Annotated in this window: 37 protein-coding genes and 1 pseudogene; 34 read left to right on the top strand and 4 right to left on the bottom strand. The window is 41.0% G+C overall.

The genetic code is table 11. The features are described from left to right. Position 1: 1 nt before the first annotated feature. From AW165_RS19615 to AW165_RS03185, 3 genes are read right to left on the bottom strand one after another with little or no spacing between them, the layout of a single operon-like run. Complete coding sequence (locus AW165_RS19615; RefSeq protein WP_014207750.1) at positions 2–154, bottom strand: hypothetical protein; 153 nt, start codon at positions 152–154, stop codon at positions 2–4. Beyond that, positions 144–1,691, bottom strand: a complete 1,548-nt coding sequence (locus AW165_RS03190) for a helicase HerA-like domain-containing protein (protein ID WP_060464939.1) — start codon at positions 1,689–1,691, stop codon at positions 144–146. The genes AW165_RS19615 and AW165_RS03190 overlap by 11 nt, the downstream gene beginning before the upstream one ends. Before the next feature lie 42 nt (positions 1,692–1,733). After that, positions 1,734–2,924 (bottom strand): PLP-dependent transferase, encoded by a 1,191-nt coding sequence (locus AW165_RS03185; protein WP_060464938.1) that lies wholly within the window; start codon positions 2,922–2,924, stop codon positions 1,734–1,736. A 168-nt stretch (positions 2,925–3,092) separates the two neighbouring features. On the opposite strand from AW165_RS03185, the gene AW165_RS03180 reads away from it, so the two are divergent. The 30 genes and pseudogenes from AW165_RS03180 (at position 3,093) to AW165_RS03035 (ending at position 19,305) form a co-directional block, all read left to right on the top strand. Continuing rightward, entirely contained in the window at positions 3,093–3,821 is a 729-nt protein-coding gene (locus AW165_RS03180; protein ID WP_002116949.1) for a type 1 glutamine amidotransferase, read from the top strand. A gap of 252 nt (positions 3,822–4,073) precedes the next feature. Further along, on the top strand, positions 4,074–4,385 hold the full coding sequence (gene rpsJ, locus AW165_RS03175; RefSeq protein WP_000070912.1) for a 30S ribosomal protein S10: 312 nt from the start codon (positions 4,074–4,076) through the stop codon (positions 4,383–4,385). A gap of 58 nt (positions 4,386–4,443) precedes the next feature. Then, complete coding sequence (gene rplC, locus AW165_RS03170) at positions 4,444–5,082, top strand: 50S ribosomal protein L3 (RefSeq protein ID WP_014207747.1); 639 nt, start codon at positions 4,444–4,446, stop codon at positions 5,080–5,082. An 11-nt stretch (positions 5,083–5,093) separates the two neighbouring features. Next, entirely contained in the window at positions 5,094–5,696 is a 603-nt protein-coding gene (gene rplD / locus AW165_RS03165) for a 50S ribosomal protein L4 (protein WP_002049755.1), read from the top strand. Beyond that, positions 5,693–6,013, top strand: a complete 321-nt coding sequence (gene rplW / locus AW165_RS03160) for a 50S ribosomal protein L23 (protein ID WP_002049693.1) — start codon at positions 5,693–5,695, stop codon at positions 6,011–6,013. Before rplD ends, rplW begins: the two co-directional genes overlap by 4 nt. Before the next feature lie 11 nt (positions 6,014–6,024). Continuing rightward, positions 6,025–6,849: a 50S ribosomal protein L2 gene (rplB, locus tag AW165_RS03155; protein ID WP_002049686.1), complete on the top strand. Its 825-nt coding sequence runs from the start codon at positions 6,025–6,027 to the stop codon at positions 6,847–6,849. 13 nt (positions 6,850–6,862) lie between these two features. Next, positions 6,863–7,138, top strand: a complete 276-nt coding sequence (gene rpsS / locus AW165_RS03150) for a 30S ribosomal protein S19 (protein WP_001138119.1) — start codon at positions 6,863–6,865, stop codon at positions 7,136–7,138. A gap of 11 nt (positions 7,139–7,149) precedes the next feature. Beyond that, a complete protein-coding gene (rplV, locus tag AW165_RS03145; RefSeq protein WP_001982638.1) occupies positions 7,150–7,479 on the top strand; it encodes a 50S ribosomal protein L22 in 330 nt (109 codons plus the stop codon). Between the two features lies 1 nt (position 7,480). Next, a pseudogene (rpsC, locus tag AW165_RS03140) lies at positions 7,481–8,297 on the top strand (30S ribosomal protein S3). After that, entirely contained in the window at positions 8,237–8,650 is a 414-nt protein-coding gene (gene rplP / locus AW165_RS03135; protein WP_002049688.1) for a 50S ribosomal protein L16, read from the top strand. The pseudogene rpsC and the gene rplP overlap by 61 nt, the downstream one beginning before the upstream one ends. Further along, the gene (gene rpmC / locus AW165_RS03130; RefSeq protein WP_000849928.1) at positions 8,650–8,847 is read left to right on the top strand and encodes a 50S ribosomal protein L29; all 198 of its coding nucleotides are present in this window, start codon (positions 8,650–8,652) and stop codon (positions 8,845–8,847) included. Before rplP ends, rpmC begins: the two co-directional genes overlap by 1 nt. After that, entirely contained in the window at positions 8,844–9,101 is a 258-nt protein-coding gene (gene rpsQ / locus AW165_RS03125; RefSeq protein ID WP_002116661.1) for a 30S ribosomal protein S17, read from the top strand. Before rpmC ends, rpsQ begins: the two co-directional genes overlap by 4 nt. 92 nt (positions 9,102–9,193) lie before the next feature. After that, complete coding sequence (rplN, locus tag AW165_RS03120; protein WP_001982634.1) at positions 9,194–9,562, top strand: 50S ribosomal protein L14; 369 nt, start codon at positions 9,194–9,196, stop codon at positions 9,560–9,562. A gap of 9 nt (positions 9,563–9,571) precedes the next feature. Next, entirely contained in the window at positions 9,572–9,889 is a 318-nt protein-coding gene (gene rplX, locus AW165_RS03115; protein ID WP_002116820.1) for a 50S ribosomal protein L24, read from the top strand. Between the two features lie 15 nt (positions 9,890–9,904). Further along, positions 9,905–10,441 carry a 50S ribosomal protein L5 gene (gene rplE / locus AW165_RS03110; protein ID WP_002116961.1) on the top strand — a complete coding sequence of 179 codons (537 nt, stop codon included), beginning with the start codon at positions 9,905–9,907 and terminating at the stop codon, positions 10,439–10,441. A gap of 9 nt (positions 10,442–10,450) precedes the next feature. Then, the gene (rpsN, locus tag AW165_RS03105; RefSeq protein WP_002049689.1) at positions 10,451–10,756 is read left to right on the top strand and encodes a 30S ribosomal protein S14; all 306 of its coding nucleotides are present in this window, start codon (positions 10,451–10,453) and stop codon (positions 10,754–10,756) included. Between the two features lie 11 nt (positions 10,757–10,767). Next, positions 10,768–11,163: a 30S ribosomal protein S8 gene (gene rpsH, locus AW165_RS03100; protein ID WP_002049732.1), complete on the top strand. Its 396-nt coding sequence runs from the start codon at positions 10,768–10,770 to the stop codon at positions 11,161–11,163. Positions 11,164–11,176: 13 nt separating this feature from the next. After that, entirely contained in the window at positions 11,177–11,710 is a 534-nt protein-coding gene (gene rplF / locus AW165_RS03095) for a 50S ribosomal protein L6 (protein ID WP_002116801.1), read from the top strand. Positions 11,711–11,724: 14 nt separating this feature from the next. Further along, complete coding sequence (gene rplR / locus AW165_RS03090; RefSeq protein ID WP_002049741.1) at positions 11,725–12,075, top strand: 50S ribosomal protein L18; 351 nt, start codon at positions 11,725–11,727, stop codon at positions 12,073–12,075. Positions 12,076–12,077: 2 nt separating this feature from the next. Beyond that, on the top strand, positions 12,078–12,575 hold the full coding sequence (gene rpsE / locus AW165_RS03085; protein WP_001141025.1) for a 30S ribosomal protein S5: 498 nt from the start codon (positions 12,078–12,080) through the stop codon (positions 12,573–12,575). 6 nt (positions 12,576–12,581) lie between these two features. Beyond that, positions 12,582–12,758 (top strand): 50S ribosomal protein L30, encoded by a 177-nt coding sequence (rpmD, locus tag AW165_RS03080; RefSeq protein ID WP_000849088.1) that lies wholly within the window; start codon positions 12,582–12,584, stop codon positions 12,756–12,758. Between the two features lie 3 nt (positions 12,759–12,761). Beyond that, positions 12,762–13,202: a 50S ribosomal protein L15 gene (gene rplO / locus AW165_RS03075; protein WP_002116985.1), complete on the top strand. Its 441-nt coding sequence runs from the start codon at positions 12,762–12,764 to the stop codon at positions 13,200–13,202. Positions 13,203–13,247: 45 nt separating this feature from the next. Next, positions 13,248–14,567 (top strand): preprotein translocase subunit SecY, encoded by a 1,320-nt coding sequence (gene secY / locus AW165_RS03070; RefSeq protein WP_014207743.1) that lies wholly within the window; start codon positions 13,248–13,250, stop codon positions 14,565–14,567. A 20-nt stretch (positions 14,568–14,587) separates the two neighbouring features. Beyond that, positions 14,588–14,704: a 50S ribosomal protein L36 gene (gene rpmJ, locus AW165_RS03065; protein WP_000867907.1), complete on the top strand. Its 117-nt coding sequence runs from the start codon at positions 14,588–14,590 to the stop codon at positions 14,702–14,704. Between the two features lie 106 nt (positions 14,705–14,810). Continuing rightward, positions 14,811–15,167: a 30S ribosomal protein S13 gene (rpsM, locus tag AW165_RS03060; RefSeq protein WP_000090815.1), complete on the top strand. Its 357-nt coding sequence runs from the start codon at positions 14,811–14,813 to the stop codon at positions 15,165–15,167. A gap of 19 nt (positions 15,168–15,186) precedes the next feature. Then, on the top strand, positions 15,187–15,573 hold the full coding sequence (gene rpsK / locus AW165_RS03055; protein WP_001040166.1) for a 30S ribosomal protein S11: 387 nt from the start codon (positions 15,187–15,189) through the stop codon (positions 15,571–15,573). Positions 15,574–15,585: 12 nt separating this feature from the next. Next, positions 15,586–16,212 (top strand): 30S ribosomal protein S4, encoded by a 627-nt coding sequence (rpsD, locus tag AW165_RS03050; protein WP_000135204.1) that lies wholly within the window; start codon positions 15,586–15,588, stop codon positions 16,210–16,212. Positions 16,213–16,229: 17 nt separating this feature from the next. After that, positions 16,230–17,237 (top strand): DNA-directed RNA polymerase subunit alpha, encoded by a 1,008-nt coding sequence (locus AW165_RS03045; RefSeq protein WP_002116730.1) that lies wholly within the window; start codon positions 16,230–16,232, stop codon positions 17,235–17,237. An 18-nt stretch (positions 17,238–17,255) separates the two neighbouring features. Beyond that, positions 17,256–17,633, top strand: coding sequence for a 50S ribosomal protein L17 (gene rplQ, locus AW165_RS03040; protein WP_002049717.1), 378 nt, complete (start codon positions 17,256–17,258; stop codon positions 17,631–17,633). Positions 17,634–17,814: 181 nt separating this feature from the next. Then, entirely contained in the window at positions 17,815–19,305 is a 1,491-nt protein-coding gene (locus tag AW165_RS03035; protein WP_057068731.1) for a flavin-containing monooxygenase, read from the top strand. A 50-nt stretch (positions 19,306–19,355) separates the two neighbouring features. Here the strand turns inward: AW165_RS03035 and AW165_RS03030 are convergent, their stop codons facing one another. Further along, positions 19,356–20,528, bottom strand: a complete 1,173-nt coding sequence (locus tag AW165_RS03030) for an acyl-CoA dehydrogenase family protein (RefSeq protein ID WP_060464937.1) — start codon at positions 20,526–20,528, stop codon at positions 19,356–19,358. Positions 20,529–20,716: 188 nt separating this feature from the next. On the opposite strand from AW165_RS03030, the gene AW165_RS03025 reads away from it, so the two are divergent. The 4 genes from AW165_RS03025 (at position 20,717) to rrtA (ending at position 23,889) form a co-directional block, all read left to right on the top strand. Continuing rightward, on the top strand, positions 20,717–20,974 hold the full coding sequence (locus AW165_RS03025) for a succinate dehydrogenase assembly factor 2 (RefSeq protein ID WP_002117064.1): 258 nt from the start codon (positions 20,717–20,719) through the stop codon (positions 20,972–20,974). Between the two features lie 6 nt (positions 20,975–20,980). Beyond that, complete coding sequence (locus tag AW165_RS03020; protein WP_005804615.1) at positions 20,981–21,370, top strand: hypothetical protein; 390 nt, start codon at positions 20,981–20,983, stop codon at positions 21,368–21,370. A 770-nt stretch (positions 21,371–22,140) separates the two neighbouring features. Then, positions 22,141–23,229, top strand: a complete 1,089-nt coding sequence (locus AW165_RS03015) for a hypothetical protein (protein WP_014207738.1) — start codon at positions 22,141–22,143, stop codon at positions 23,227–23,229. A gap of 84 nt (positions 23,230–23,313) precedes the next feature. Next, entirely contained in the window at positions 23,314–23,889 is a 576-nt protein-coding gene (gene rrtA, locus AW165_RS03010) for a rhombosortase (protein WP_005078319.1), read from the top strand. Positions 23,890–23,981 lie beyond the last annotated feature (92 nt).

Below are 23,981 nucleotides of genomic sequence, written 5' to 3'. Positions count from 1 at the left end.
GCTAGACCTTATTTATCTGGCTATATAAGATGTATTTAAAATACATCTTTAAAAAATTAATGGCAATAACTTTTTTATAAAAAACCATAAAAAAATTAGGGGATATAAAATCCCCTAAAATTAAAGCAATTTTTTTAATATTTTTATTTACCAAATAAAGAGCCGAGCAAGCCCCTTATGAGTTTTTGGCCGGTACTTCCTCCTAAACTGCGTGCAGCACTTTTGGCAAAAGTTCCCACAATGTCTTGTGTGAGTTTAGCTCGTTCACGGGCTGCCCTTTCTTCCTCTTTTAATTGCTCACGTGCCAAACGTTCCTGCTCTTTAGCTTGCTGTTTTGCTAAAGTTTCTTGTTCTTTAGCTTGTTGTTTTGCAAGTTCGGCGTCTTGCTGCTGTTGTTCGCGTTCAGCAACTTTATTCTGTAGCATTTCATAGGCACTATCACGATCTACAGCTTGTTCATAAACCCCAGCAATAATACTTTGCGAGATTAAAGTCTGACGCTCTTCTGGAGTGATCGGTGTAAATGCAGAGTACGGAGGCATAACCCAACCACGTTCTACAATCTGTGGTGTACCTTGCTCATCTAGACAGCTAATGAGTGCCTCACCAACACCAAGTTGGGTAATAGCTTCATCAACTTTAAACTCGGGATTAGCACGGAAAGTGTCTGCTGCGGTTTTTACAGCTTTTTGATCTTTAGGGGTGAATGCACGTAATGCATGTTGAACGCGATTACCAAGTTGACCAAGAACGCTTTCGGGTAAATCGAGTGGGTTTTGAGTAATAAAGTAGATACCCACCCCTTTGGAGCGGATTAAACGTACCACTTGTTCAATTTTGTCTTGTAGAGCTTGGCTGGCATTATCAAATAACAAGTGAGCTTCATCAAAGAAAAACACGAGTTTAGGCTTATCCATATCCCCCACTTCTGGTAGCTGTTCAAATAACTCTGAAAGCATCCATAAGAGGAAAGTGGCATATAACTTAGGTGTATTCATGAGCTTGTCAGCAGCAAGAATATTGATATAACCGTGTCCGTTTGCATCGGTTTGGATAAAATCCAGAATATTTAAAGCTGGTTCCCCAAAGAACTGTTCTCCACCTTGGTCGGCAAGTGCTAATAAATTGCGCTGAATAGCGCCTAGGCTTGCTGGAGATAAATTGCCATATTCAGCTTTAAATTCAGCTGCATGTTCACTCACAAAAGTGATCATGGCTTTTAAGTCTTTAAAATCGACTAAAAGTAAACCTTGGTCATCTGCAATACGGAATACAGCAGATAGAACACCTTCTTGGGTATCATTTAAGTTTAGTATGCGTGCTAATAAAATTGGCCCAATTTCAGAAATGGTGGTTCGGATAGGATGGCCTTGCTGACCAAATAAATCCCAAAAAACAACTGGATTCGCTGAGAATGGAACACTATCAATTTGTAAAAGTTTTAAGCGTTCATTAAATTTATCCGAAGCTTCACCAGCTTTTGCAAGACTCGAAACATCGCCTTTAGCATCGGCAAGAAATACCGGCACACCGATTCGAGAGAAACTCTCTGCTAGAACTTTTAACGTAACTGTTTTACCTGTACCTGTGGCGCCTGCAATAAGTCCATGACGGTTAGCAAACTGGGGAAGTAAAACAATTTCTTTTGATGTGTCCTTAATATTTTTAGCAATAACAATCGGTGTACCCATATATTTTTATCCTATGGTTTGAGTCACTATAATCTTGTCGTTTTACAGTTTTTTCAGTGCATTTTCGATATCTTGTATCAAATCTTGCGGATCTTCTAGTCCTATACAGAATCGAACCAATAATCCTTGTTGTAAATGTGTATTCTCAAGTTTTCTCATCATTTTTAAATCATAAAGCATAGTCAGGCTAACGGGTCCACCCCAGCTAAAGCCGAGCTTAAATAACTCTAATGCATCGCAGAAACGACGTACTGCTGTAATGTCATATTCAGATTTAAAAATAACACTCACTAAGCCAGCACTTTGACCGTCTATGCAGATTTCTTGCCAATATTGATGGCCTGGTGAGGATTCATCACTTGGGTGTAGAACTTGTGCAAATTGAGGCTGGTTCTTTAGCCATTTAAGTAGATTGTGAGCATTAGCTGACTGTTGTTCATAGCGTAAAGACATATGAGCAAGGCTGCGTTGAACTTGAGCTGCATCATCTCCAGAGATTGCGATGCCCAAAATAGCATGCGTACGGAATAAGCGGTGATGAAGTTTCTCATCACGAGTTACAATGCTACCCATTAAAATGTCACCACCACCACTTGGATATTTGGTTAGTGCGTGAACGGTTAAATCAACAGATAGATGTTCATCAGAAAAATTGAAAGCATTAAACGCAAGCCCCGCTCCCCAGGTGTTATCTAGAGCAGTCAATACACCATTTTTTTTAGCTTTTTTGACTAGATTTTTAAGATCAGGGAATTCTAAAGTAACTGAACCTGCAGCTTCTAACCATAATAGTTTACTTCTTTCGGTGGGTTGAAAACTTGCAGCGTCAATGGGGTTATATACTTTAACAATAATGCCATATTGACTTTGTAGATAAGTTAAATGTTCTAGATTTGGACCGTAAATATTGTCTGGAACCCATACTTCGTCATTAGTGCTTAAAAATGCTGAGTTCACAATATTAATTGCGGATAGGCCACTCGGTGCAAGTAAACAATGCAAGCCACCTTCAATTTGCGCAATATTGTCGCCTAAGGTGAATGTGGTAGGGGTGCCATGTGTTCCATAGCTATAGTCATACTTATCAGTCCAGTGACGATCAAAAAGGTGCGAAGTTGATTTGAAAATAATAGTTGATGCGCGAAATAAGGGAGGTTGCACTGTTTCAATGAATTGCGGAGCCTTTCTTGGGGCATGAATGAGTCGAGTCTGGAAATCGTTATGCTTTTTCATAGTGCGTTATGTTTTAAATGATAAAGTTAGATTAAGAGAAATTTAAATTCTTCGCTAGATTTATAAAGTTTTGTAAGACGTTTCGTTACAGTAGACCTATAAAACAAAAACTTGGCTTTATTTTTGCAAAGACCACTACAACATTCTAACAACAATAGGTTTAAGCGCATGAAGTCGCATTTAAGAGTTCATTATTTTCAACATATCGCGGGTGAGGGTTTTGGGAGTTGTTATTCATTTTTAAAAGCTCACCACGCGACTATTAGTTCTACGGAGTTTTTTGCACTTCCGGTTGATCGGTCACTTGAAATAGAAGCTTTACCACAAATTGATGAGGTTGACTTATTATTAGTCATGGGTGGCACCATGAGTGTAAATGATGAGGCGAATTATCCATGGCTTAAGATAGAGAAAAGATGGTTGCGTCGTTACTTAGCAGCTGGAAAGCCTGCAATAGGCCTCTGTTTGGGTGGGCAGCTAATTGCTAATGCACTTGGGGCGGCAGTTAGTCGAAACCGCTATCAGGAACTTGGCTGGTCGACAGTTCAAAGAGTAGCAAATTTACCTCAAGACAGCTTTCCTTTACCTGAAAAGATAAAGGTGATGCAGTGGCATAGCGAGACATTTGAAATACCCAAAGGTGCTATACACTTAGCCGAGAATATAGCTTGTCGTAATCAGATGTATCAAATTGGAAAAAATGTGCTCGGTTTTCAATTTCATCCAGAAATGACACCAGCAACGTTAGAACTGTTGCTTGAAAATGAAGAAGAGCTATCTATTTTTAATGGGGAATATGTTCAGCCTGTGAGTGAACTACAATATTCAGAAGCACAAAAATTTGAACAAGGTAATCAACTCTTAAATAAAGCGATTGAGTTTGTCATAAATGCCTAGATGAATTATGAATGCTAGGTTAAAGCACGTTTTGAACAAAAAATAGAAAAAGAGAATTGCATAAGACTTAAACAATCGTTATAATGGGCGACCCTCAAAAGGAGGGGCATTTACTGCGAAGAAAGTAGTAAATGTGCATTACAGTCGTGGCATCGATCATGACCTTAGTGATTTTCACTGCCTTTGACACTTACCAATGGGTGAGATGCGTCAAGGGTGATTCTTTATATGTTTGGCTTGGAGTTTACTGGTATGTCTAACCAGAGAATTCGTATCCGTTTGAAGTCTTTTGATCATCGTCTGATTGATCAATCTGCTCAAGAGATCGTAGAAACCGCTAAGCGTACTGGCGCACAAGTCTGTGGTCCAATTCCGATGCCTACTCGCATCGAACGCTTCAACGTTCTTACTTCACCGCACGTTAACAAAGATGCGCGTGACCAGTACGAAATCCGCACCTATAAACGTTTGATCGACATCGTTCAACCTACAGATAAAACTGTTGATGCATTGATGAAATTAGATCTTGCGGCTGGTGTTGATGTTCAGATCGCTTTGGGTTAAGGCTTTCGGTTGATTAACTTCTAAGTTAATTAGGCCGCTTTTTTAGAGGTTTATGCACATGGCTATTGGTTTAGTCGGTCGCAAATGTGGTATGACTCGCATCTTTACAGATGCAGGTGTTTCTGTACCTGTTACAGTCATCGAAGTCGATCCAAACCGCATTACGCAAATCAAAACACTTGAAACTGATGGTTATCAAGCTGTTCAAGTAACTACTGGTGAACGTCGCGAATCTCGCGTAACTAACGCTCAGAAAGGTCACTTCGCGAAAGCTGGTGTTGCTGCTGGTCGTTTAGTTAAAGAGTTCCGTGTTACTGAAGCTGAGCTTGAAGGCCGTGAAGTTGGCGGTACTATTGGCGTTGATTTGTTCGCAGTTGGTCAAATTGTTGACGTAACTGGTCAATCAAAAGGTAAAGGTTTCCAAGGTGGTGTTAAACGTTGGAACTTCCGTACTCAAGACGCTACTCACGGTAACTCAGTTTCTCACCGTGTATTAGGTTCTACAGGTCAAAACCAGACTCCTGGACGCGTGTTCAAAGGCAAGAAAATGGCTGGTCACTTAGGTGACGAACGCGTAACAGTACAAGGTCTTGAAATCGTATCTATTGACGCTGAACGTTCTGTTTTAGTTGTTAAAGGTGCAATTCCTGGTGCAACTGGCGGTGACGTGATTGTACGTCCTACCATCAAGGCCTGAGGGGAAATACCGTGAATTTGAAAACTGTTTCCGGCTCTGCTGTTGAATTGTCTGAAGTTGCTTTCGGACGTGAATTTAACGAAGCTCTTGTACACCAAGTTGTTACTGCTTACTTAGCAGGTGGTCGTCAAGGTACTCGTGCTCAGAAATCACGTGCAGACGTTTCTGGCGGTGGTAAAAAGCCATTCCGTCAAAAAGGTACTGGTCGTGCTCGTGCGGGTTCTATTCGTAGCCCTATCTGGGTTGGCGGTGGTAAAACTTTTGCTGCTCGTCCACAAGATTGGTCTCAAAAAGTAAACCGTAAGATGTACCGCGGTGCAATGCAATGTATCTTAGCTGAACTTGTTCGCCAAGATCGTCTTGTATTAGTTGAAGAGTTTGCAGTTGCAGCTCCAAAAACTAAAGAATTGCTTGCAAAGCTTAACGACTTAAATGCTGCTCGTGCATTAATCGTTACTGACGCTGTAGATGAGAACTTATATCTTGCAGCACGCAACCTTCCGCATGTAGATGTGGTAGATGCAACTGCAATCGATCCTGTAAGCTTGATCGCGTTTGATAAAGTTGTGATGTCTGTAGCTGCTGCTAAGAAAATTGAGGTAGAACTCGGATGAACAACGAACGTATCTATCAAGTCCTAAAAGGACCAGTCTTCTCAGAAAAGGCACAAGTATTAGGTGATACTGTTGGTGTTCAAGTATTTAAAGTAGACATCAATGCTACTAAACTTGAAATCAAAAAAGCAGTTGAAAAACTTTTTGGTGTAGAAGTTGTTAAAGTTAACACAACTATTACTAAAGGTAAGACTAAGCGCTTTGGTCGTACATTGGGACGCCGTTCTGATGTTAAAAAAGCATACGTCACCCTGAAAGCTGGCCAAGATGTTGAAATGGCTGACTTGGGCGATACCGCTGAAAGCGCAGCGGAATAAGGACGAAAATTATGCCGATTCAAAAATGTAAGCCAACGTCTCCAGGACGTCGCTTTGTAGAGAAAGTGGTTCATGACCATCTTCACAAAGGCGCTCCTTACGCACCGTTGGTTGAAGCTAAAAAACGTACTGGTGGTCGTAATAACAACGGTCACATTACTACTCGTCACGTTGGTGGTGGTCATAAACAACACTACCGTATCGTTGACTTCAAACGTAACAAAGACAGCATCCCAGCTGTTGTAGAGCGTATTGAATACGATCCAAACCGTACAGCACATATTGCTTTGTTGAAATATGCTGATGGTGAGCGTCGTTATATCATCGCACCTAAAGGCTTACGTGCTGGCGATAAAGTACAATCTGGTAACGATGCTCCAATTCGTCCAGGTAACTGCTTGCCACTTCGTAATATGCCGATCGGTTCTACACTTCATAACGTTGAACTTAAAATTGGTAAGGGTGCGCAATTAGCGCGTTCTGCTGGTGCTTCTGTTCAGTTGTTGGGTCGTGATGGTTCTTACGCAATTATTCGTCTTCGTTCAGGCGAAATGCGTAAAGTACATGTTGAATGCCGCGCTGTAATTGGTGAAGTTTCTAACCAAGAAAACAACCTTCGTTCATTGGGTAAAGCTGGTGCTTCGCGCTGGCGTGGTGTTCGTCCTACCGTACGTGGTATGGCGATGAACCCGATTGATCACCCGCACGGTGGTGGTGAAGGGCGTAACAAAGGTATTCAACCTGTAAGCCCATGGGGTCAAAAAGCTAAAGGGTACAAGACACGTACCAATAAGCGTACGACTAAGATGATTATTCGCGACCGTCGCGTCAAGTAAAGGAATCTGACTAATGCCTCGTTCTCTGAAAAAAGGCCCATTCGTCGATGCGCACTTGTTCGCTAAGGTTGAAGCGGCTGTTGCTAGTAACTCTCGCAAGCCGATTAAAACTTGGTCTCGTCGTTCGATGATCCTTCCAGATTTTGTTGGTTTAACAATTTCTGTTCATAATGGTCGTAACCACGTTCCAGTAATTGTTACTGAGCATATGGTTGGTCATAAACTCGGTGAATTCGCGCCAACTCGTACCTATCGTGGTCACGGTGTTGACAAGAAATCTAAACGTTAATAGGTGTCATGATGGAAGTAACTGCTAAATTACGCGGTGCCGCTATCTCGGCACAGAAAGCACGTTTGGTTGCAGATCTTATTCGCGGCAAATCTGTTGCGCATGCTTTAAATATCTTAAACTTCAGCAATAAAAAAGCTGCTGTTTTGGTAAAAAAAGCATTGGAATCTGCGATTGCAAACGCTGAACACAATAACAGTTTAGATGTTGACGATCTTAAAGTATCTACGATTTACGTTGACGAAGGCATGAGCCTTAAACGTATTATGCCACGTGCTAAAGGCCGTGCAGATCGTATTACTAAGCGTACTTGTCACATCACCGTTAAGGTAGGGGTTTGATATGGGTCAGAAGGTTCATCCAATCGGTATCCGCCTAGGTGTTGTGAAACGTCATAACGCTAACTGGTATGCGAATCCGAAACAATACGCTGAATACTTGCTTAAAGATCTTCAAGTTCGTGAGTTTTTAACTAAAAAACTTAAGAATGCGATGGTAAGCAACATTCTTATCGAACGTCCATCAGGCGCTGCTAAAGTAACTATTAGCACAGCTCGTCCTGGTATCGTAATCGGTAAAAAAGGCGAAGATATTGAGAAATTACAGCGCGAACTTACCAGCATTATGGGTGTTCCAGCGCAAGTAAGTATCAACGAAATTGATCGCCCAGACTTAGATGCGCGTTTAGTTGCTGAAGCAATCGCTTCTCAATTAGAAAAGCGTGTAATGTTCCGTCGTGCTATGAAGCGTGCGGTTCAAAACACTATGCGTGCTGGTGCTAAAGGTATCAAAGTTGAAGTGTCTGGCCGTTTAGGTGGTGCAGAGATTGCTCGTACAGAATGGTATCGTGAAGGTCGTGTACCTTTACATACGCTACGTGCAGACATTGACTATGCAACTATGCGTGCAGAAACAACTTACGGTACGATTGGTGTTAAAGTTTGGATTTTCCGTGGCGAGATTTTAGGTGGCATGAAACAAGTCATGAACCCTGCTCCTGCTGAAGATCGTCCAGCTAAACGTGGTCGTGGTCGTGGTGAAGGTCAAGAGCGTCGTGGTCGTCGCGGTGACCGTGCTGCTGACAAGGGAGAATAATCCATGTTGCAACCTAAACGTACCAAATTCCGTAAGGTGCACAAAGGCCGTAATACTGGTCTAGCGCATCGTGGTAGTACAGTATCATTTGGTTCGATTGCAATCAAAGCAACTGAACGTGGTCGTATGACTGCTCGTCAGATTGAAGCTGCACGTCGTACTATTAGCCGCCGTATTAAGCGTGGTGGTAAAATCTTTATTCGCGTATTCCCGGATAAACCAATTACTCAAAAGCCTCTTGAAGTGCGTATGGGTAAAGGTAAGGGTAGCGTGGAGTACTGGGTTTGCCAGATCCAACCAGGTAAGATCCTGTACGAAATTGAAGGTGTGAACGAAGAATTAGCGCGTGAAGCATTTGCTTTAGCTGCTGCTAAACTTCCGTTTAAAACCACTATCGTGACTCGGACGGTAATGTAATGAAAACTAAAGATCTACGTGAAAAATCGGTAGAAGAGTTGAAAGCTTTGCTTGATGAGCAACAGCTTAATCAATTCCGTCTTCGTATGGCGAAAGCAACTGGTCAGTTGGGTAAATCGCATGAAGTGCAAGTTGCTCGTAAGACAATTGCTCGTATTAAGACACTCCTTACCGAAAAACAGGGGAACGGACAATGAGTGAAAAAACAGTCCGCACGTTAACCGGCAAAGTAGTAAGCGACAAAATGGACAAGTCTATTGTTGTTCTTATCGAACGCCGCGTTCAACACCCGTTGTATGGCAAATCAATTCGCCGTTCAACTAAGTTACACGCTCATGATGAGAACAATGTTGCTAAACTTGGCGATGTTGTGACCATTAAAGAAAGCCGCCCAATTTCTAAAACTAAAGCTTGGACTTTAGTGGAAGTAGTTGAAGCAGCTGCTGAGTAATTCGACGTTCTTGTTGCATCATCGGTCAATTTCGAGTACTCTTTGAGCCTTTCGAAATTGTGACCGGTGATGCTCGGTTTTGGAGTAGGGCAATGATTCAAACCGAAACTATGCTCGACGTAGCAGACAACAGTGGTGCTCGCCGCGTACAATGTATTAAAGTACTTGGTGGTTCACATCGTCGTTATGCTTCTGTTGGCGACATTATTAAAGTTACTGTAAAAGAAGCAATCCCACGCGCACGTGTTAAAAAAGGTGACGTGATGAATGCGGTTGTAGTTCGTACTAAATTCGGCATTCGTCGTCCAGATGGTTCTGTGATCCGTTTTGATGATAATGCTGCAGTTATCCTGAACAACAACAAAGCTCCGATTGCTACTCGTATCTTCGGACCAGTGACTCGTGAACTTCGTACTGAACAGTTCATGAAAATCATTTCATTGGCTCCTGAAGTTCTATAAGAGGCAATCATGGCTAAGATTAAAAAAGGCGATCAAGTTATCGTGATCGCAGGTAAAGAAAAAGGCAAACAGGGTACTGTATTGTCTGTTTCTGAAGACCGCGTTAAGGTTGAAGGCCTTAACTTAGTGAAGAAGCATCAAAAGCCGAATCGTGTAACTGGCGCTGAAGGCGGTATCGTTACTCAAGAAGCTTCGCTTCATATTTCAAACGTGGCAATTTTAAATGCTACAACCCAGAAGGCTGACCGTGTTGGTTACCAAGTGATTGATGGCGTGAAAACTCGCGTTTATAAATCAAATGGTGAATCAGTGGCGGTAGCGAAGTAATAGGTTGAAAAGGCAATGGCCAGACTTAAAGCACGTTACAACGAAGAACTTAAAGCGAAGTTACAAGAAGAACTTAGCATTAAGAACGTGATGGAAATTCCACGCATCACAAAAATTACCCTAAACATGGGTGTAGGCGCAGCTGCAACTGATAAGAAATTATTAGATGGCGCTGTAGTCGACATGCAATTAATTGCTGGTCAAAAACCAGTAATTACACTTGCTCGTAAATCTATCGCTGGTTTCAAAATCCGTGATGGTTGGCCGATTGGTTGTAAAGTTACTTTACGTGGCGACCAAATGTACGAATTCTTGGACCGTTTGATCTCGATCGCAATCCCTCGTATCCGTGACTTCCGTGGTTTCTCTTCGAAATCATTTGATGGTCGTGGTAACTACTCAATGGGTTTGAAAGAGCAAATCGTTTTCCCTGAAATCGATTTCGATAAGATTGATCGTATTCGTGGTATGGATATTACTATTACTACGACTGCTCGCACCGATGACGAAGGCCGTGCGCTTATGCGTGCATTCGGCTTCCCGTTCAAATAAGAGGTCGATATGGCTAAGAAAGGTATGATTAATCGCGAATTGAAACGCGAAAAAACAGTTGCTAAATACGCTGCAAAACGTGCTGAATTAAAAGCTACGATTGCAAACGTAAATGCAAGTGAAGAAGAGCGTTTCGAAGCGATGTTAAAGTTACAAGCATTGCCACGTAATGCATCTCCGGTACGTCTTCGTAACCGTTGTGGTTTAACTGGTCGTCCTCATGGTTACTTCCGTAAGTTCGGTTTAAGCCGTAACAAATTACGTGACACAGTAATGCAGGGTGATGTGCCAGGCGTTGTTAAGGCAAGCTGGTAAGGAGCGACTAAATGAGTATGCAAGATACCGTTGCCGACATGCTAACACGTGTTCGTAACGCACAAATGGCTAAGAAACAAACTGTTTCTATGCCTTCTTCTAAGTTGAAAGTTGCAATTGCAAACGTACTTCAACAAGAAGGTTATATTTCAAATGTAGAAGTTGCTCAAGAAGAGACAAAATCTACTTTGACAATTACTTTAAAATATTTCGAAGGCAAACCAGTTATCGAAATGGTTAAACGCGTAAGCCGTCCAGGTCTTCGCCAATACCGTGGTAAAGATAAACTTCCAAGCGTTAAGCAAGGTTTAGGTATTGCAATTGTTTCTACAAGCAAAGGCATCATGACTGATCGCGCTGCACGTGCTGCGGGCGTTGGTGGTGAAGTTATTGCTTTTGTTTCTTAATAGGTGATTCCTCATGTCTCGTGTGGCTAAAGCCCCAGTAACTGTACCTAATGGTGTAGCAGTTACTCAGAACGGCCGGCAGGTCGAAGTGAAAGGCAGCAAAGGTACATTGTCTTTCAACCTGCATGCGCTGGTCGAGCTAAAACAGGAAGAAGGTAAACTTCAACTTGCTCCAGTTAAAGAATCGAAAGATGCTTGGATGCAAGCTGGTACTGCTCGCGCTGTATTGAATAACCTTGTTAAAGGGGTTAGTGAAGGCTTCGAACGTAAGTTGCAGCTAGTTGGTGTTGGTTATAAAGCTGCGGTTAAAGGTACTGTTGTAAACCTTAACCTTGGTTTTTCACACCCAATTGACTACGCTTTACCTGAAGGTGTAACAGCGGAAACTCCAACTGCTACTGAAATCATTTTGAAATCAGCAAACAAGCAGTTGTTAGGTCAAGTAGCGGCAGAAATCCGTGCATATCGTTCTCCTGAACCATATAAAGGTAAAGGTGTTCGTTATTCGGATGAAGTCATTCTTCGTAAAGAAGCTAAGAAGAAATAAGGCGCGAGGTTCTTATGAACGAAAAGAAACAATCCCGTTTGCGTCGTGCGAAAAGCACACGCTTGCACATTCGTGCATTGGGTGCGACTCGTTTGTGTGTAAACCGCACTCCGCGTCACATCTATGCTCAAGTTATTTCAGCAGATGGTGGCAAAGTTTTAGCGCAAGCTTCAACTTTGGATGCATCTTTACGTAGCGGTACTACAGGTAATGTAGACGCGGCTACTAAAGTAGGCGCTTTAATCGCAGAGCGTGCGAAAGCAGCTGGTGTAACTAAAGTTGCATTTGACCGTTCTGGTTTTAAATATCATGGTCGTATCAAAGCCTTGGCTGATGCTGCTCGTGAAAACGGCTTGGAGTTCTAATCATGGCTAAAGTTGAACAAAACGAAGGTCTTGTTGAAAAGCTGGTTGCCGTTGATCGTGTAGCCAAAGTTGTTAAGGGTGGTCGTATCTTCTCTTTCACAGCATTAACTGTTGTGGGTGATGGTAATGGTCGTGTTGGTTTTGGTCGTGGTAAAGCTCGTGAAGTTCCAGCTGCTATTTCTAAAGCACTTGAAGCTGCACGTCGCAACATGATTACTGTAGACCTTGCAGGTACTACTTTACAACACCCTGTGAATGCTCGTCATGGTGCAAGCCGTGTATATATGCAACCTGCTTCTGAAGGTACTGGCGTAATCGCTGGTGGCGCTATGCGTGCCGTTCTAGAAGCTGCAGGTGTACATAACGTACTTGCTAAATGTTATGGTTCTACTAATGCTGCAAACGTAGTAAACGCAACTTTCAAAGGTTTGCGTGATATGACTTCTCCTGAGAAAGTCGCTGCGAAACGTGGTAAATCAGTAGAAGAAATTCAAGGGTAATCAATCATGAAAACGATTAAAGTTACCCAGACTAAATCTTCTTCACATCGCTTGAAAAATCACAAGCTTTGCTTACAAGGTTTAGGTCTGCGTCGTATTGGTCATACTGTAGAAGTGCAAGATACGCCTTCTAACCGCGGTATGATCAACAAAGTCTACTATATGGTTAGTGTAGAGGAATAAGCCATGACTCTGCGTTTAAATGAACTTGCGCCTGCAGAAGGTGCAAAACGTGAACACCGTCGTTTAGGCCGTGGTATCGGTTCTGGCGTTGGTAAGACTGGTGGCCGTGGTGTCAAAGGTCAAAAATCACGTAAAAGTGGTGGCGTTCGTCCAGGCTTTGAAGGCGGTCAAACTGCGATTTATCGTCGTTTACCTAAATTCGGTTTCACTAGCCAAATCGCTTTAAAAACTGCTGAAGTACGTTTATCTGAGTTAAGCAAAGTTGAAGGCGACATCGTTAGCCTAGAAACTTTGAAAGCTGCGAATGTTGTTCGTCGTGACCAAATTCGTGCTCGTATCGTACTTTCTGGTGAAATCACTCGTGCATTCACTGTTCAAGGTGTTGCATTGACTAAAGGCGCTAAAGCTGCGATTGAAGCAGCTGGCGGTAAAGTCGAGGAGTAATCTCGAGTGTCTATGTCTCCTAGTTCTTCAGGTCATGTCAACATGATGAAAGGTCAGCCATTTCATGTGAAATACCGTGAAATTATTCGCCGGATGAGTTTTCTAATCGGTGCATTGCTGGTCTTTCGACTAGGAGCGCATATTCCAGTACCAGGCATTAATAATGCTGCGTTAGAAAATTTATTTCATGCGAACCAAGGAACTATTCTTGGGCTATTCAATATGTTTTCTGGCGGTGCTTTAGAGCGAATGTCTATTCTTGCTTTAGGGATTATGCCGTACATTTCTGCGTCAATTATTGTGCAGTTAATGTCTACTGTAATTCCATCACTTGAAGCCTTGAAAAAGGAAGGTGAGCAAGGTAAGCGTAAAATTAATCAGTATACGCGTCAGGGCACATTGTTGCTTGCAGTGGTTCAAGCAGTTGGTATGTGCGCAGGTTTGATTGGTCAGGGTATTACTCTGTCAGTTGGTCTTGCGTTTTATATCCCAGCAGTAACTTCACTTGTCGCTGGAACTATGTTCTTAATGTGGCTAGGTGAGCAAATCACTGAAAGAGGTATTGGTAACGGTATCTCAATGATTATTTTTGCAGGTATTGTTGCTGGTTTGCCTAAACTAATTATGCAATCAGTTTCTTCTGTAGATAATGGTCAGACAAGTTTAATTGGTCTTGTAATTTTTGGTCTTTTGTCTTTAGGTGTATTGGCAGCTATTGTGTTTATTGAAAAAGCACAACGTCGCATTCCAGTAAACTATGCGCAAAAGCAACAAGGGCGTCGTATATTTACAGCACAGCAGACGCATTTGCCATTAAAAATTAATATGGCCGGTGTTATTCCTGCGATTTTTGCAAGTTCTTTACTCTTGTTCCCAGCAAGTCTTGGTCAATGGGTGGGAAGTGCAGATCCAAATGCTGGTTTTATTAAAAGCAGCTTACAAGATTTAGCTTTAGTATTGTCGCCTGGACAGCCTTTGTATTTGGTGCTCTTTGGTGCGTTAATTATCTTTTTCTGTTACTTTTATACGGCTTTAGTATTTAGCCCTAAGGAAGTATCAGAAAATCTAAAACGCAGCGGAGCTTATGTGCCTGGTATTCGCCCAGGTGAGCAAACTGCTCGTTACTTAGATCATATTCTTAATCGTTTGACGTTTATTGGTGCGATTTATATTACGGTCATTTGTTTAATGCCAATGATTCTACAAAGCTCTTTTGGGATTCCATTCTATTTGGGTGGTACCTCATTATTGATCGTAGTTGTCGTGGTTATGGACTTTATGGCTCAGCTACAAGCGCATTTAACATCTCATCAATATGATAATCAAACATTAATGAGAAAAACGACTGCTCATCCTAAGGGATAAGCGCACTTAGAGGTTTCATCATGAAAGTACAAGCTTCTGTAAAGAAAATTTGTGGTAGCTGTAAAGTTATCCGTCGTAATGGGGTTATTCGCGTAATTTGTAGCGCAGAACCTCGTCATAAGCAGCGTCAAGGTTAATCTAATCAAGACCTGTTGATTTCAGTAGGCGAATTGGGTTAATATCCGCCCCTCAAGATTTTTGTGGGGCGGTTGATTATCTCTACTGCCTTTTTGGAGAAAGTGAATGGCTCGTATTGCCGGTGTAAACATTCCGGATAACAAGCATGCTGTTATCTCCCTCACTTACATCTTTGGTATCGGTCGCCACACTGCTAAGAATATCTTAGCTGCAGTTGGTATTACTGAAACTACTAAGATCCGTGAGTTGGACGATGCTCAGCTTGATGCGATTCGTGCAGAAGTTGCTAAGGTTCCTACCGAAGGTGACTTACGTCGCGAAATTTCCATGAACATTAAACGTTTAATGGATTTGGGTTGCTACCGCGGCCTTCGCCATCGTCGCAGCTTGCCTGTCCGTGGTCAACGCACCAAAACTAACGCACGTACCCGTAAAGGTCCGCGCAAACCGATTAAAAAGTAAGATTTCTGGAAGCTAAAAGATGGCTAAAGATACTCGCACACGCAAGAAGGTCACTCGTACCGTCTCTGAAGGTGTTGCACACATTCACGCGTCTTTTAATAACACCATTGTTACGATTACTGATCGTCAAGGTAATGCATTGGCTTGGGCCACCTCAGGTGGACAAGGCTTCCGTGGTTCACGTAAATCAACTCCGTTTGCTGCTCAGGTAGCTGCTGAAGTTGCTGGTAAAGCAGCTTTAGATTACGGTTTGAAAAATCTGGACGTCCTTGTAAAAGGTCCTGGTCCAGGTCGTGAGTCTGCGGTTCGTGCATTAGGCGCAGTGGGTTATAAGATTAACAGCATTACCGATGTGACTCCAATTCCTCACAACGGTTGCCGTCCACCTAAAAAACGTCGCGTGTAAGGAGAAACATTCATGGCTCGTTATATTGGTCCAAAATGCAAACTCTCTCGCCGCGAAGGGACAGACCTGCAACTTAAATCTGGCGTTAAACCATTTGACGTCAAAACTAAAAAAGCTAACAAAGCACCTGGTCAACATGGTCAGGCACGCGGTGGTAAGCAATCTGAGTATTCACTACAATTACGTGAAAAACAAAAAGTCCGTCGTATTTACGGTGTGTTAGAACGTCAATTTAGTAACTACTATAAAGAAGCAGCTCGTGTTAAAGGCGCAACAGGTGAGAACTTGTTGAAATTGCTTGAAAGCCGTCTTGATAACGTTGTTTATCGCATGGGTTTTGGTTCTACACGTGCAGAAGCTCGTCAGTTAGTAAGTCACCGTAGCATTACTTTGAATGGTCGTCGTGTAAACATCGCATCTATTCAAGTTAAAGCTGGTGATGTAATTGCGGTTCACGAAGGTGCTAAACAACAATTGCGTATTAAAAACGCGATTGAGTTAGCTGCACAACGTGGTATTCCAGCTTGGATCGAAGTTGATCATTCTAAGCTTGAAGGTACGTTTAAAGCTGCACCAGATCGTTCTGATTTACCTGCTGAAATCAACGAAAGCTTGATTGTAGAATTGTATTCTAAATAATCCTTGAGGTAGCAATAATGACGCGTACTGCAAACGAGTTTCTAACTCCGCAAGCGATCAAGGTCGAAGCGGTAAGCGGGACCTCGGCAAAAGTGATTCTAGAACCTTTAGAGCGTGGTTTTGGCCACACTCTAGGTAATGCTTTACGTCGCATTCTATTGTCTTCTTTACCTGGCGCTGCTGTGGTTGAAGTAGAAATAGAAGGTGTCGAGCACGAGTACAGTACTTTAGAAGGCTTGCAGCAGGACATCGTCGAGCTCTTGCTGAACCTAAAAGGATTGTCTATTAAGCTGTTCGATCAAAATGAAGCATATTTAACATTAGAAAAACAAGGTCCTGGCGATATTACTGCTGCTGACCTTCGTTTACCTCATAATGTTGAAGTGGTTAACCCAGAACATTTAATCGGTACTTTAAGTGCTTCAGGCTCATTAAAAATGCGCTTGAAAGTTGCTCAAGGTCGTGGTTATGAAACATCTGATTCTCGTTTCCCTGAAGGTGAAACACGTCCTGTTGGTCGTTTGCAATTAGATGCTTCTTATAGCCCGATTAAGCGTGTTTCTTACACCGTTGAAAATGCGCGTGTAGAACAACGTACTGATTTAGATAAACTGGTAATCGACCTCGAAACAAATGGAACGGTTGATCCTGAAGAAGCAATCCGCAAAGCGGCAACAATCTTGCAACAACAAATTGCAATTTTTGTTGATCTTCAGAAAGACCAAACTCCAGTTGCTCAAGAGCCTCGTGAAGAAGTTGACCCAATCTTGCTTCGCCCAGTAGATGATCTAGAGCTTACTGTTCGTTCTGCTAACTGTTTGAAAGCAGAAAATATTTACTACATTGGTGATCTTGTTCAACGTACTGAAGTTGAGTTATTAAAAACTCCTAACCTTGGTAAAAAATCGTTAACAGAGATCAAAGATGTTTTGGCATCGAAAGGCTTACAACTCGGTATGCGTCTTGAAAACTGGCCACCAGCTAGTCTTCGTATGGACGACCGTTTTGCCTATCGTAGCCGTTAATTAAGTAGGACTATCACCATGCGTCATCGTAATAGTGGTGTGAAATTAGGCCGTACAAGCAGCCATCGTAAAGCGATGTTCCAAAACTTGGCTAATTCTTTATTTGAACACGAGTTGATCAAAACAACTGTGCCTAAAGCTAAAGAATTACGTCGTGTTGCTGAGCCTTTAATCACTCTAGCAAAAAACGATACTGTAGCAAATCGTCGTTTAGCATTTGCTCGTACTCGTAATGCTGCAACTGTTGGTAAATTATTTACCGTACTCGGCCCTCGTTACAAAGAACGTAACGGCGGTTATCTACGTGTTCTTAAAGCGGGCTTCCGTGCTGGTGATGCAGCACCGATGGCTTACGTTGAGCTTGTAGATCGTGAAGTAAACACTTCAGCTGAATAATTGATTTTATTCAAAAAAGACCGGTTTTATACCGGTCTTTTTTATTTCTAGTCACAAAATAAATTATAAAAATGTCCTCAAGTGACATAAAAAAGCAGATAAACGGTCAAACTTGACATTGTGTATTGTCAAAATTGTGTTTTAATAAACTTATATTCTCAACAATGGGTATAAAAATAAAATGGAAAAGCAAGTTGATATTTTAATCATTGGCGCAGGTATTTCAGGAATCGGAATCGCTGCCCATTTATCAAAAAATTCACCACAACGACAATTCGAGATTTTAGAACGTCGCGAGTCTTTTGGTGGAACATGGGATCTTTTCCGTTATCCTGGCATCCGTTCAGATTCAGATATGTCTACCTTTGGTTTTAACTTTAAACCATGGTGTAAAGCGAATGTATTAGCTGATGGTGCTTCTATTAAAGGATATTTAGGTGAAGTAATTAATGATTTTAAATTAAAAGAAAAAATTCATTTTGGTCATCGCGTACTTTCTGCTAATTATGATTCGGCTTCAAAAAAATGGCAGGTTGTAGTCGAAGATAGCAATAAAAAACAGCAGACTTGGATTGCCAATTTTGTTGTAGGTTGTACAGGTTACTATAATTATGATCAGGGTTATGCACCTTCTTTCCCAAATCAAGAAGCATTTAAAGGGCAACTCATTCACCCACAGCATTGGCCTGAAAACTTAGATTACACAGGTAAAAAGGTGGTTATTATCGGTAGTGGTGCAACAGCGATTACTTTAGTACCAGCAATGGCTAAAGGTGGGGCAGGTCATGTGACCATGTTGCAACGTTCACCAACGTATATTGCTAGCGTTCCTTCTATCGATTTCATCTATGAAAAAACGCGTAAATTTATGTCTGAAGAGGCAGCTTATAAATTTACCCGCGCACGTAACATTGGTATGCAGCGTGCTATTTATGCGTTGTCTCAGAAACATCCTAAAACTGTACGTCGTTTACTTTTAAAAGCAATTGAAGTGCAGCTTAAAGGTAAGGTTGATATGAAGCATTTTACGCCTTCATACAATCCTTGGGATCAGCGTTTATGTGTAGTGCCAGATGGTGACTTATTTAAGATTTTACGTGAAGGCAAAGCAAGTGTAGAAACTGATCAGATCGAGAAATTTACTGAAAAAGGTATTTTACTTAAATCTGGCAAACATCTTGATGCTGATATCGTTGTTTCTGCAACAGGACTACAAGTTCAGATTATGGGTGGAGTTCAGGCAACTCTTGATGGGAAACCAATTAACTCATCTGAACATATGCTTTATAACGGCATAATGCTAAGTGATGTGCCGAATATGGCTATGATTATTGGCTATGTGAATGCCTCATGGACACTCAAAGTAGATATCGCTGCCGAATATATTTGTCGCTTATTAAACTATATGGACAAAAATAGTTATGATGAAGTGATTCCATCGGGTGATAAGACTGTGATGGAAGAAGATACAGTAATGGGTAAACTATCTTCAGGTTATATTAACCGTGCAGCACATGAACTTCCTAAACAAGGTAAGCGTGCTCCATGGCAGGTGACTAATAACTATTTAGAAGATAGAAAGTCTTTGAAAAATGCAAAATTTGAAGATGGCATTCTTCATTTCCATAAGCGTTCTGAAGCAAATGAGCGTAAACCAAAATTAGTATCTTAATTCGTATGAAATAAGAAAAGGGGCGTAATGCCCCTTTTCTTATGAAACTATTAAAGTGTTCTTGAAATTAATTCTTTCATGATTTCATTTGTACCTGCATAAATTCGATTTGCTCGATGATCAATGTATGCACGTGCAATTGGATATTCAAGCATATAACCATAACCACCATGTAATTGAAGACATTCATCTACAATCTTCGAGAACATATCAGAAATTTTATATTTAGCAGCTGCGGCAGCTTCTACACTCAATTTTTCTTCAAGTTGTAATTCCATACAACGATCTAAATAAGTACGGCAGAAATCGATTTCTGCTCTGAGTTCAGCAAGTTTAAAACGCGTATTTTGAAATGCGCCAATAGGTTTACCAAACGCCTTACGATCTTTTGTATATTGAACAGTATGTGCAAATGCTGCTTCAGCACCTGCCTGACAAATAATAGCAACTAACATTCGTTCCCATGCTAATTCTTTCATGAGCATGATAAAGCCCATACCTTCCATTCCTAAAAGGTTTTCTTTAGGGACGCGCACATTGTCAAAGAATAATTCGCAAGTATCCTGTCCTTTCATTCCAATTTTGTTTAGAGGTTTACCTTTACTAAAACCAGCACGATCTGCTTCTACAATAATTAAGGATAAGTTCGCCGAACCTTTATCACTATTGCCAGTCTTACAAACGACTACGGCCATATCGCATAAGTAGCCATTTGTAATAAAAATTTTAGAGCCATTAATGACATATTCATCACCATCAAGTACGGCGGTTGTTCTTACCGCTTGTAAATCTGAACCAGTGCCTGGTTCCGTCATTGCAATAGCAGTAACAACTTCTCCAGTTGCCATTTTGGGTAACCATTTTTGTTTTTGCTCTTCATTACCAAAATTATTGACGTAATTAGCAACAATATCAGAATGTAGAGAAAAACCAGTACTTGAGTCCATTGCATACGCTTGTTCTTCGATAAGAATCATACTGTATAGACGATCTACTCCAGAACCACCATACTGCTCTGGCATTGTGGTGCAAAGAAGACCTAATTCTCCAGCTTTATTCCAAAGATCTCGGTCAACATGTTGCTGTTTTTCATATTTCTCTATATTGGGAACGACTTCCTTTTCATAGAATTTACGCACTGTCTCACGGAAGGCTTCGTGTTCTTCATTGAATAATTGTCTCGGTAACATATTTGGAATAGGACGGATGGCACCAGATTGCATTTGTATTTCTTCCTTGGTTCAGGTGTGATGTTATGCCCTAAACATACGTAAGCATTTCATGCCCCACAATGTGATGAATGCTCAATTATGCGGACAAGATGATAAATTTGGTCAATTTGATATTTTTAGCGATCTTTAGGATGTGATCAGGTAAACTAGGCGCACTATCAACACAGATGGGGACGTAAATGTCTGACGAAATGACCTTGGAAGAACGTAAAGTAATTTATCGAGCACGCCGCGGCTTAAAAGAAATTGACGTCTATTTTGACCCGTATGTAAAAAATTATTATTTAAAAGCTGATCCAGCAGAAAAAGCATTATTTGCAGAGCTAGTTGATCAAGAAGATCCAGATTTATTAGATTGGTTCATGGAAGTTTCTGAACCTCCACGTACTGAGTTACGTGAATTTATTTATAAACTAAAACAGTATGTGCATGGCTAAACTGTTTTGATAAAAGAATTAAATTTTGAGCTGAAATATAGCCGTGTCTCGGTAATATTTCAGCTTTTTGTTGGTTTGGGTTTAGCAATCCTGCTTTATCAATTATTAACACCGATATGGTGGCTATGTGCTGTCATTCTTCTATTTATTGGTTTTATTTTCTTTCTAAAGCAAGCACAAATATCTCAAATTGAATATTTAGATCAAAAATTATGGTCGATTGCATATTTTTCGAAAAAAGAAATTTACCGTGGGGAAATTACTAAAATAATTGATTATCAGTTATTTGTAGTTATTTATTTTGAAGAAACTCCTACGAATATAGCTATTGTTTGGTTCGATCAGCTTCCTATTCAGCAGTGGAAAAGATTAAAAGTTTTAGAAAAACTCTATTAATTGTTAGACAATTCTACAATTGTATGTTTATTTAAAATACATAAAAAACAAAAACTTAATAATTATTTTCTTTATTAAACTTCGGATTGTCTAATTAAAATATAGAAAAAAGCCAAGGAAAGACAATTGTCTGACAATTTCGCCTATGGGTAGCTATTTGATCGGTTAAAGTACAAACACCAACGTAAAGTGTGTCGGAGGTCTCAAAATGGAGATGCCAACATGGTCGTTCTTGGTCATTGCTATAATTCTGGCAGTGGTGATAGGAAGAGCAGGAACTTTACTCAGGGAACATCTTAACAAAGTTAGTTTTAACAAGGTTAAGAGACAGAGGATGCAAGGTCGTCGATCAGTCAATTATTAAAATTGGTTAATCGATTAATTTCATCAAGTGTCCAGTTTATAACTGGGTGCGATTGTAGTAAGGAGGTCTCTCATGGAGATTTCAATGTGGATGTTTCTGTTAATTGCAGTCGTTATGGCTGTAGTAGTAGGAAGAGCAGGAACTTTACTTAAGGATTATATAGAACAAAAATAATATAAGCCGTTAAAAGCTTATCCCAGTTAATAAGTAGCATGTGCTGAACCGTCGCAATGCTACTTTTTTTTGCCTAAAATTTCTTTTTCCTCGAAAAACTGTCAATTTTATCTGCTGTGAAGTGTGTCAAAGTATAAGCGCTACAATTAGAGTAATTACTCTTTTATTCAAGATATGCATCTGCTAATGTACATCTGAAAAGGAAAAAACAAATTACATAGAGGACAGGAAGATGTCTAAAGTCCAAAAAATAAGCCAAGGTTTGGCGGTAAGTTTTCTTGCAGCTTCAGTTTTATCAGGTTGTTCATACGTCGTGAAAACCGGAGCAAATGTTGCTCTAGGTTTTACGGAAAAGCACGTCGTTCCACCTATTTTGGCAATGCAAGATGCTGAAATGGTATGTAATACTGGTAGTGCGTTAACACCTGCCATCATGTCTACTAAAGGGATGGGTGCAGATCCGACACGTGTTGCAGTATTAATGTATGCAGCATCAGGTGTATGTGCGGAAAATCAAGCTTTAGAACAAGAACTGCGTTATTTACGTGCTTCAAAAGCAGGTCAAGTGACAGAAGCCCAAGATGCACGTATTGCACAGAAGCGTTGGGCAGCAATTGCAGCTGAACGTCAGTATACAGGCTATAAGTTATTTGCTGATCGTTGGGAATCTAAATATAAATACCACTTAGGTGACTCTTGCCCAACGATGCGTAATGATACTGATCAAACCGTTTATTTACTTGGCATGATCAGTGGTCTTCAGGCTGTGACCAACGATATTAACTCAGGCGGCGCAGTCAATGTTCCTAAAGATATCGCTGCTATTGTAGAGCGTGGCATGGTTTGTCTAGATAATGAAAAATTCTGGGGCGCCCCTAACGCAACACGTGCTGTTATCTGGACTTTATTGCCAGGTGCTGATGAAGGGAAGCCTGATCCATACCAAACTTTAAAACAGTCAATTCAGATTGGTGAGAAAAAAGGTGTTCGCCTATCTCATGCCTTATATGCGGTAGCTGCTCAAGCAAGTGGTGATGATGCAAAAATCCGTGATGCATTAAGATCTTATGCTGCGTCTCAAGCTGATGACAAACCTGTTAATCCTAACTTTAAGTTAATCGATAGTATGGCTGGCCTTATTGTACGTGGTATCTCTGACCGTTACTGGACTGAACATACTGGTGTACGTACCGGAGATGATGGTATGTCTCATTTCTGGGATGATAAGAATGAAGGTGCAGCAGAGCTAGATGAGTTGTTTGATGGGGGAGCCGCTTCTGAAGTTCCTGCTGATTCATCTGCTCCACCAGCAGCGCAGTAAAGAATATTTGAAAGGCTAACTTCTTGCGAGTCTATTGTTAAGTTCTACAATAATCGTAAGAAGTTTAATTTCAAGGAGTGTGCCATGAAGGATCATGTACTGAATAGTAAAGTGCTTCTGGTCGCAGTGTGCATTTCCATATCTGCTTGTCTACAGGTGTTTCCTGATACTTTTATTTATTGGCGCGAAAGTTTACTTGGCGAATTCTGGCGTTTATGGACTGCACATTGGGTACACGTTGGATGGGTTCATTTCCTTTTAAATATGATGGCATTCGCCTGTTTACCCTTTATCTTTCCGCATACAAAAGCATGGCATCTTCTAAGTCTACTTTTGCTATTGCCACCTTTTATTAGTTTGGTGTTCTACTTTTATTTACCTTATATCGAAGCTTATGCGGGCCTATCTGGTGTCTTACATGGGCTATATACAGCGGTTGCTTTAGTCTATCTGCAATATCGTAAAGAGCGAAATTTTGCTTTGCTAGTTTTAGGTTTAATTATTGCCAAACTTATATGGGAAAACACTTTTGGGCAAACAGGGACCGCCCAGTTAATAGGGAGTCCAGTTTTAACTGAAGCTCACCTATATGGAGCAATTGGTGGCGCAATCTTTGGAGGATGCTATTGGCTTTTCCAGAGATTAAAAAAGAAACATTGACAATACAAACTGTTAAAAAAGAGATTTTAGTCATTCTTTATTAACAAAGTTTGATGCAAATTTGATCGTTGAATAAAGGGATTGGTAGAAGG

It is taken from the genome of Acinetobacter sp. LMB-5 (assembly GCF_001541635.1).
In the GTDB taxonomy this organism is placed as follows: Bacteria; Pseudomonadota; Gammaproteobacteria; order Pseudomonadales; family Moraxellaceae; genus Acinetobacter; species Acinetobacter pittii.
This window is presented reverse-complemented; position numbering and strand designations above follow the sequence as displayed.

Coding starts and splice junctions, on each gene's coding strand:
- AW165_RS03190 (WP_060464939.1), bottom strand. CDS start 1,691: ATGGGTACACCGATTGTTATTGCTAAAAATATTAAGGACACATCAAAA.
- AW165_RS03185 (WP_060464938.1), bottom strand. CDS start 2,924: ATGAAAAAGCATAACGATTTCCAGACTCGACTCATTCATGCCCCAAGA.
- AW165_RS03180 (WP_002116949.1), top strand. CDS start 3,093: ATGAAGTCGCATTTAAGAGTTCATTATTTTCAACATATCGCGGGTGAG.
- rpsJ (WP_000070912.1), top strand. CDS start 4,074: ATGTCTAACCAGAGAATTCGTATCCGTTTGAAGTCTTTTGATCATCGT.
- rplC (WP_014207747.1), top strand. CDS start 4,444: ATGGCTATTGGTTTAGTCGGTCGCAAATGTGGTATGACTCGCATCTTT.
- rplW (WP_002049693.1), top strand. CDS start 5,693: ATGAACAACGAACGTATCTATCAAGTCCTAAAAGGACCAGTCTTCTCA.
- rplB (WP_002049686.1), top strand. CDS start 6,025: ATGCCGATTCAAAAATGTAAGCCAACGTCTCCAGGACGTCGCTTTGTA.
- rpsS (WP_001138119.1), top strand. CDS start 6,863: ATGCCTCGTTCTCTGAAAAAAGGCCCATTCGTCGATGCGCACTTGTTC.
- rplV (WP_001982638.1), top strand. CDS start 7,150: ATGGAAGTAACTGCTAAATTACGCGGTGCCGCTATCTCGGCACAGAAA.
- rplP (WP_002049688.1), top strand. CDS start 8,237: ATGTTGCAACCTAAACGTACCAAATTCCGTAAGGTGCACAAAGGCCGT.
- rpmC (WP_000849928.1), top strand. CDS start 8,650: ATGAAAACTAAAGATCTACGTGAAAAATCGGTAGAAGAGTTGAAAGCT.
- rpsQ (WP_002116661.1), top strand. CDS start 8,844: ATGAGTGAAAAAACAGTCCGCACGTTAACCGGCAAAGTAGTAAGCGAC.
- rplN (WP_001982634.1), top strand. CDS start 9,194: ATGATTCAAACCGAAACTATGCTCGACGTAGCAGACAACAGTGGTGCT.
- rplX (WP_002116820.1), top strand. CDS start 9,572: ATGGCTAAGATTAAAAAAGGCGATCAAGTTATCGTGATCGCAGGTAAA.
- rplE (WP_002116961.1), top strand. CDS start 9,905: ATGGCCAGACTTAAAGCACGTTACAACGAAGAACTTAAAGCGAAGTTA.
- rpsN (WP_002049689.1), top strand. CDS start 10,451: ATGGCTAAGAAAGGTATGATTAATCGCGAATTGAAACGCGAAAAAACA.
- rpsH (WP_002049732.1), top strand. CDS start 10,768: ATGAGTATGCAAGATACCGTTGCCGACATGCTAACACGTGTTCGTAAC.
- rplF (WP_002116801.1), top strand. CDS start 11,177: ATGTCTCGTGTGGCTAAAGCCCCAGTAACTGTACCTAATGGTGTAGCA.
- rplR (WP_002049741.1), top strand. CDS start 11,725: ATGAACGAAAAGAAACAATCCCGTTTGCGTCGTGCGAAAAGCACACGC.
- rpsE (WP_001141025.1), top strand. CDS start 12,078: ATGGCTAAAGTTGAACAAAACGAAGGTCTTGTTGAAAAGCTGGTTGCC.
- rpmD (WP_000849088.1), top strand. CDS start 12,582: ATGAAAACGATTAAAGTTACCCAGACTAAATCTTCTTCACATCGCTTG.
- rplO (WP_002116985.1), top strand. CDS start 12,762: ATGACTCTGCGTTTAAATGAACTTGCGCCTGCAGAAGGTGCAAAACGT.
- secY (WP_014207743.1), top strand. CDS start 13,248: ATGAAAGGTCAGCCATTTCATGTGAAATACCGTGAAATTATTCGCCGG.
- rpmJ (WP_000867907.1), top strand. CDS start 14,588: ATGAAAGTACAAGCTTCTGTAAAGAAAATTTGTGGTAGCTGTAAAGTT.
- rpsM (WP_000090815.1), top strand. CDS start 14,811: ATGGCTCGTATTGCCGGTGTAAACATTCCGGATAACAAGCATGCTGTT.
- rpsK (WP_001040166.1), top strand. CDS start 15,187: ATGGCTAAAGATACTCGCACACGCAAGAAGGTCACTCGTACCGTCTCT.
- rpsD (WP_000135204.1), top strand. CDS start 15,586: ATGGCTCGTTATATTGGTCCAAAATGCAAACTCTCTCGCCGCGAAGGG.
- AW165_RS03045 (WP_002116730.1), top strand. CDS start 16,230: ATGACGCGTACTGCAAACGAGTTTCTAACTCCGCAAGCGATCAAGGTC.
- rplQ (WP_002049717.1), top strand. CDS start 17,256: ATGCGTCATCGTAATAGTGGTGTGAAATTAGGCCGTACAAGCAGCCAT.
- AW165_RS03035 (WP_057068731.1), top strand. CDS start 17,815: ATGGAAAAGCAAGTTGATATTTTAATCATTGGCGCAGGTATTTCAGGA.
- AW165_RS03030 (WP_060464937.1), bottom strand. CDS start 20,528: ATGCAATCTGGTGCCATCCGTCCTATTCCAAATATGTTACCGAGACAA.
- AW165_RS03025 (WP_002117064.1), top strand. CDS start 20,717: ATGTCTGACGAAATGACCTTGGAAGAACGTAAAGTAATTTATCGAGCA.
- AW165_RS03015 (WP_014207738.1), top strand. CDS start 22,141: ATGTCTAAAGTCCAAAAAATAAGCCAAGGTTTGGCGGTAAGTTTTCTT.
- rrtA (WP_005078319.1), top strand. CDS start 23,314: ATGAAGGATCATGTACTGAATAGTAAAGTGCTTCTGGTCGCAGTGTGC.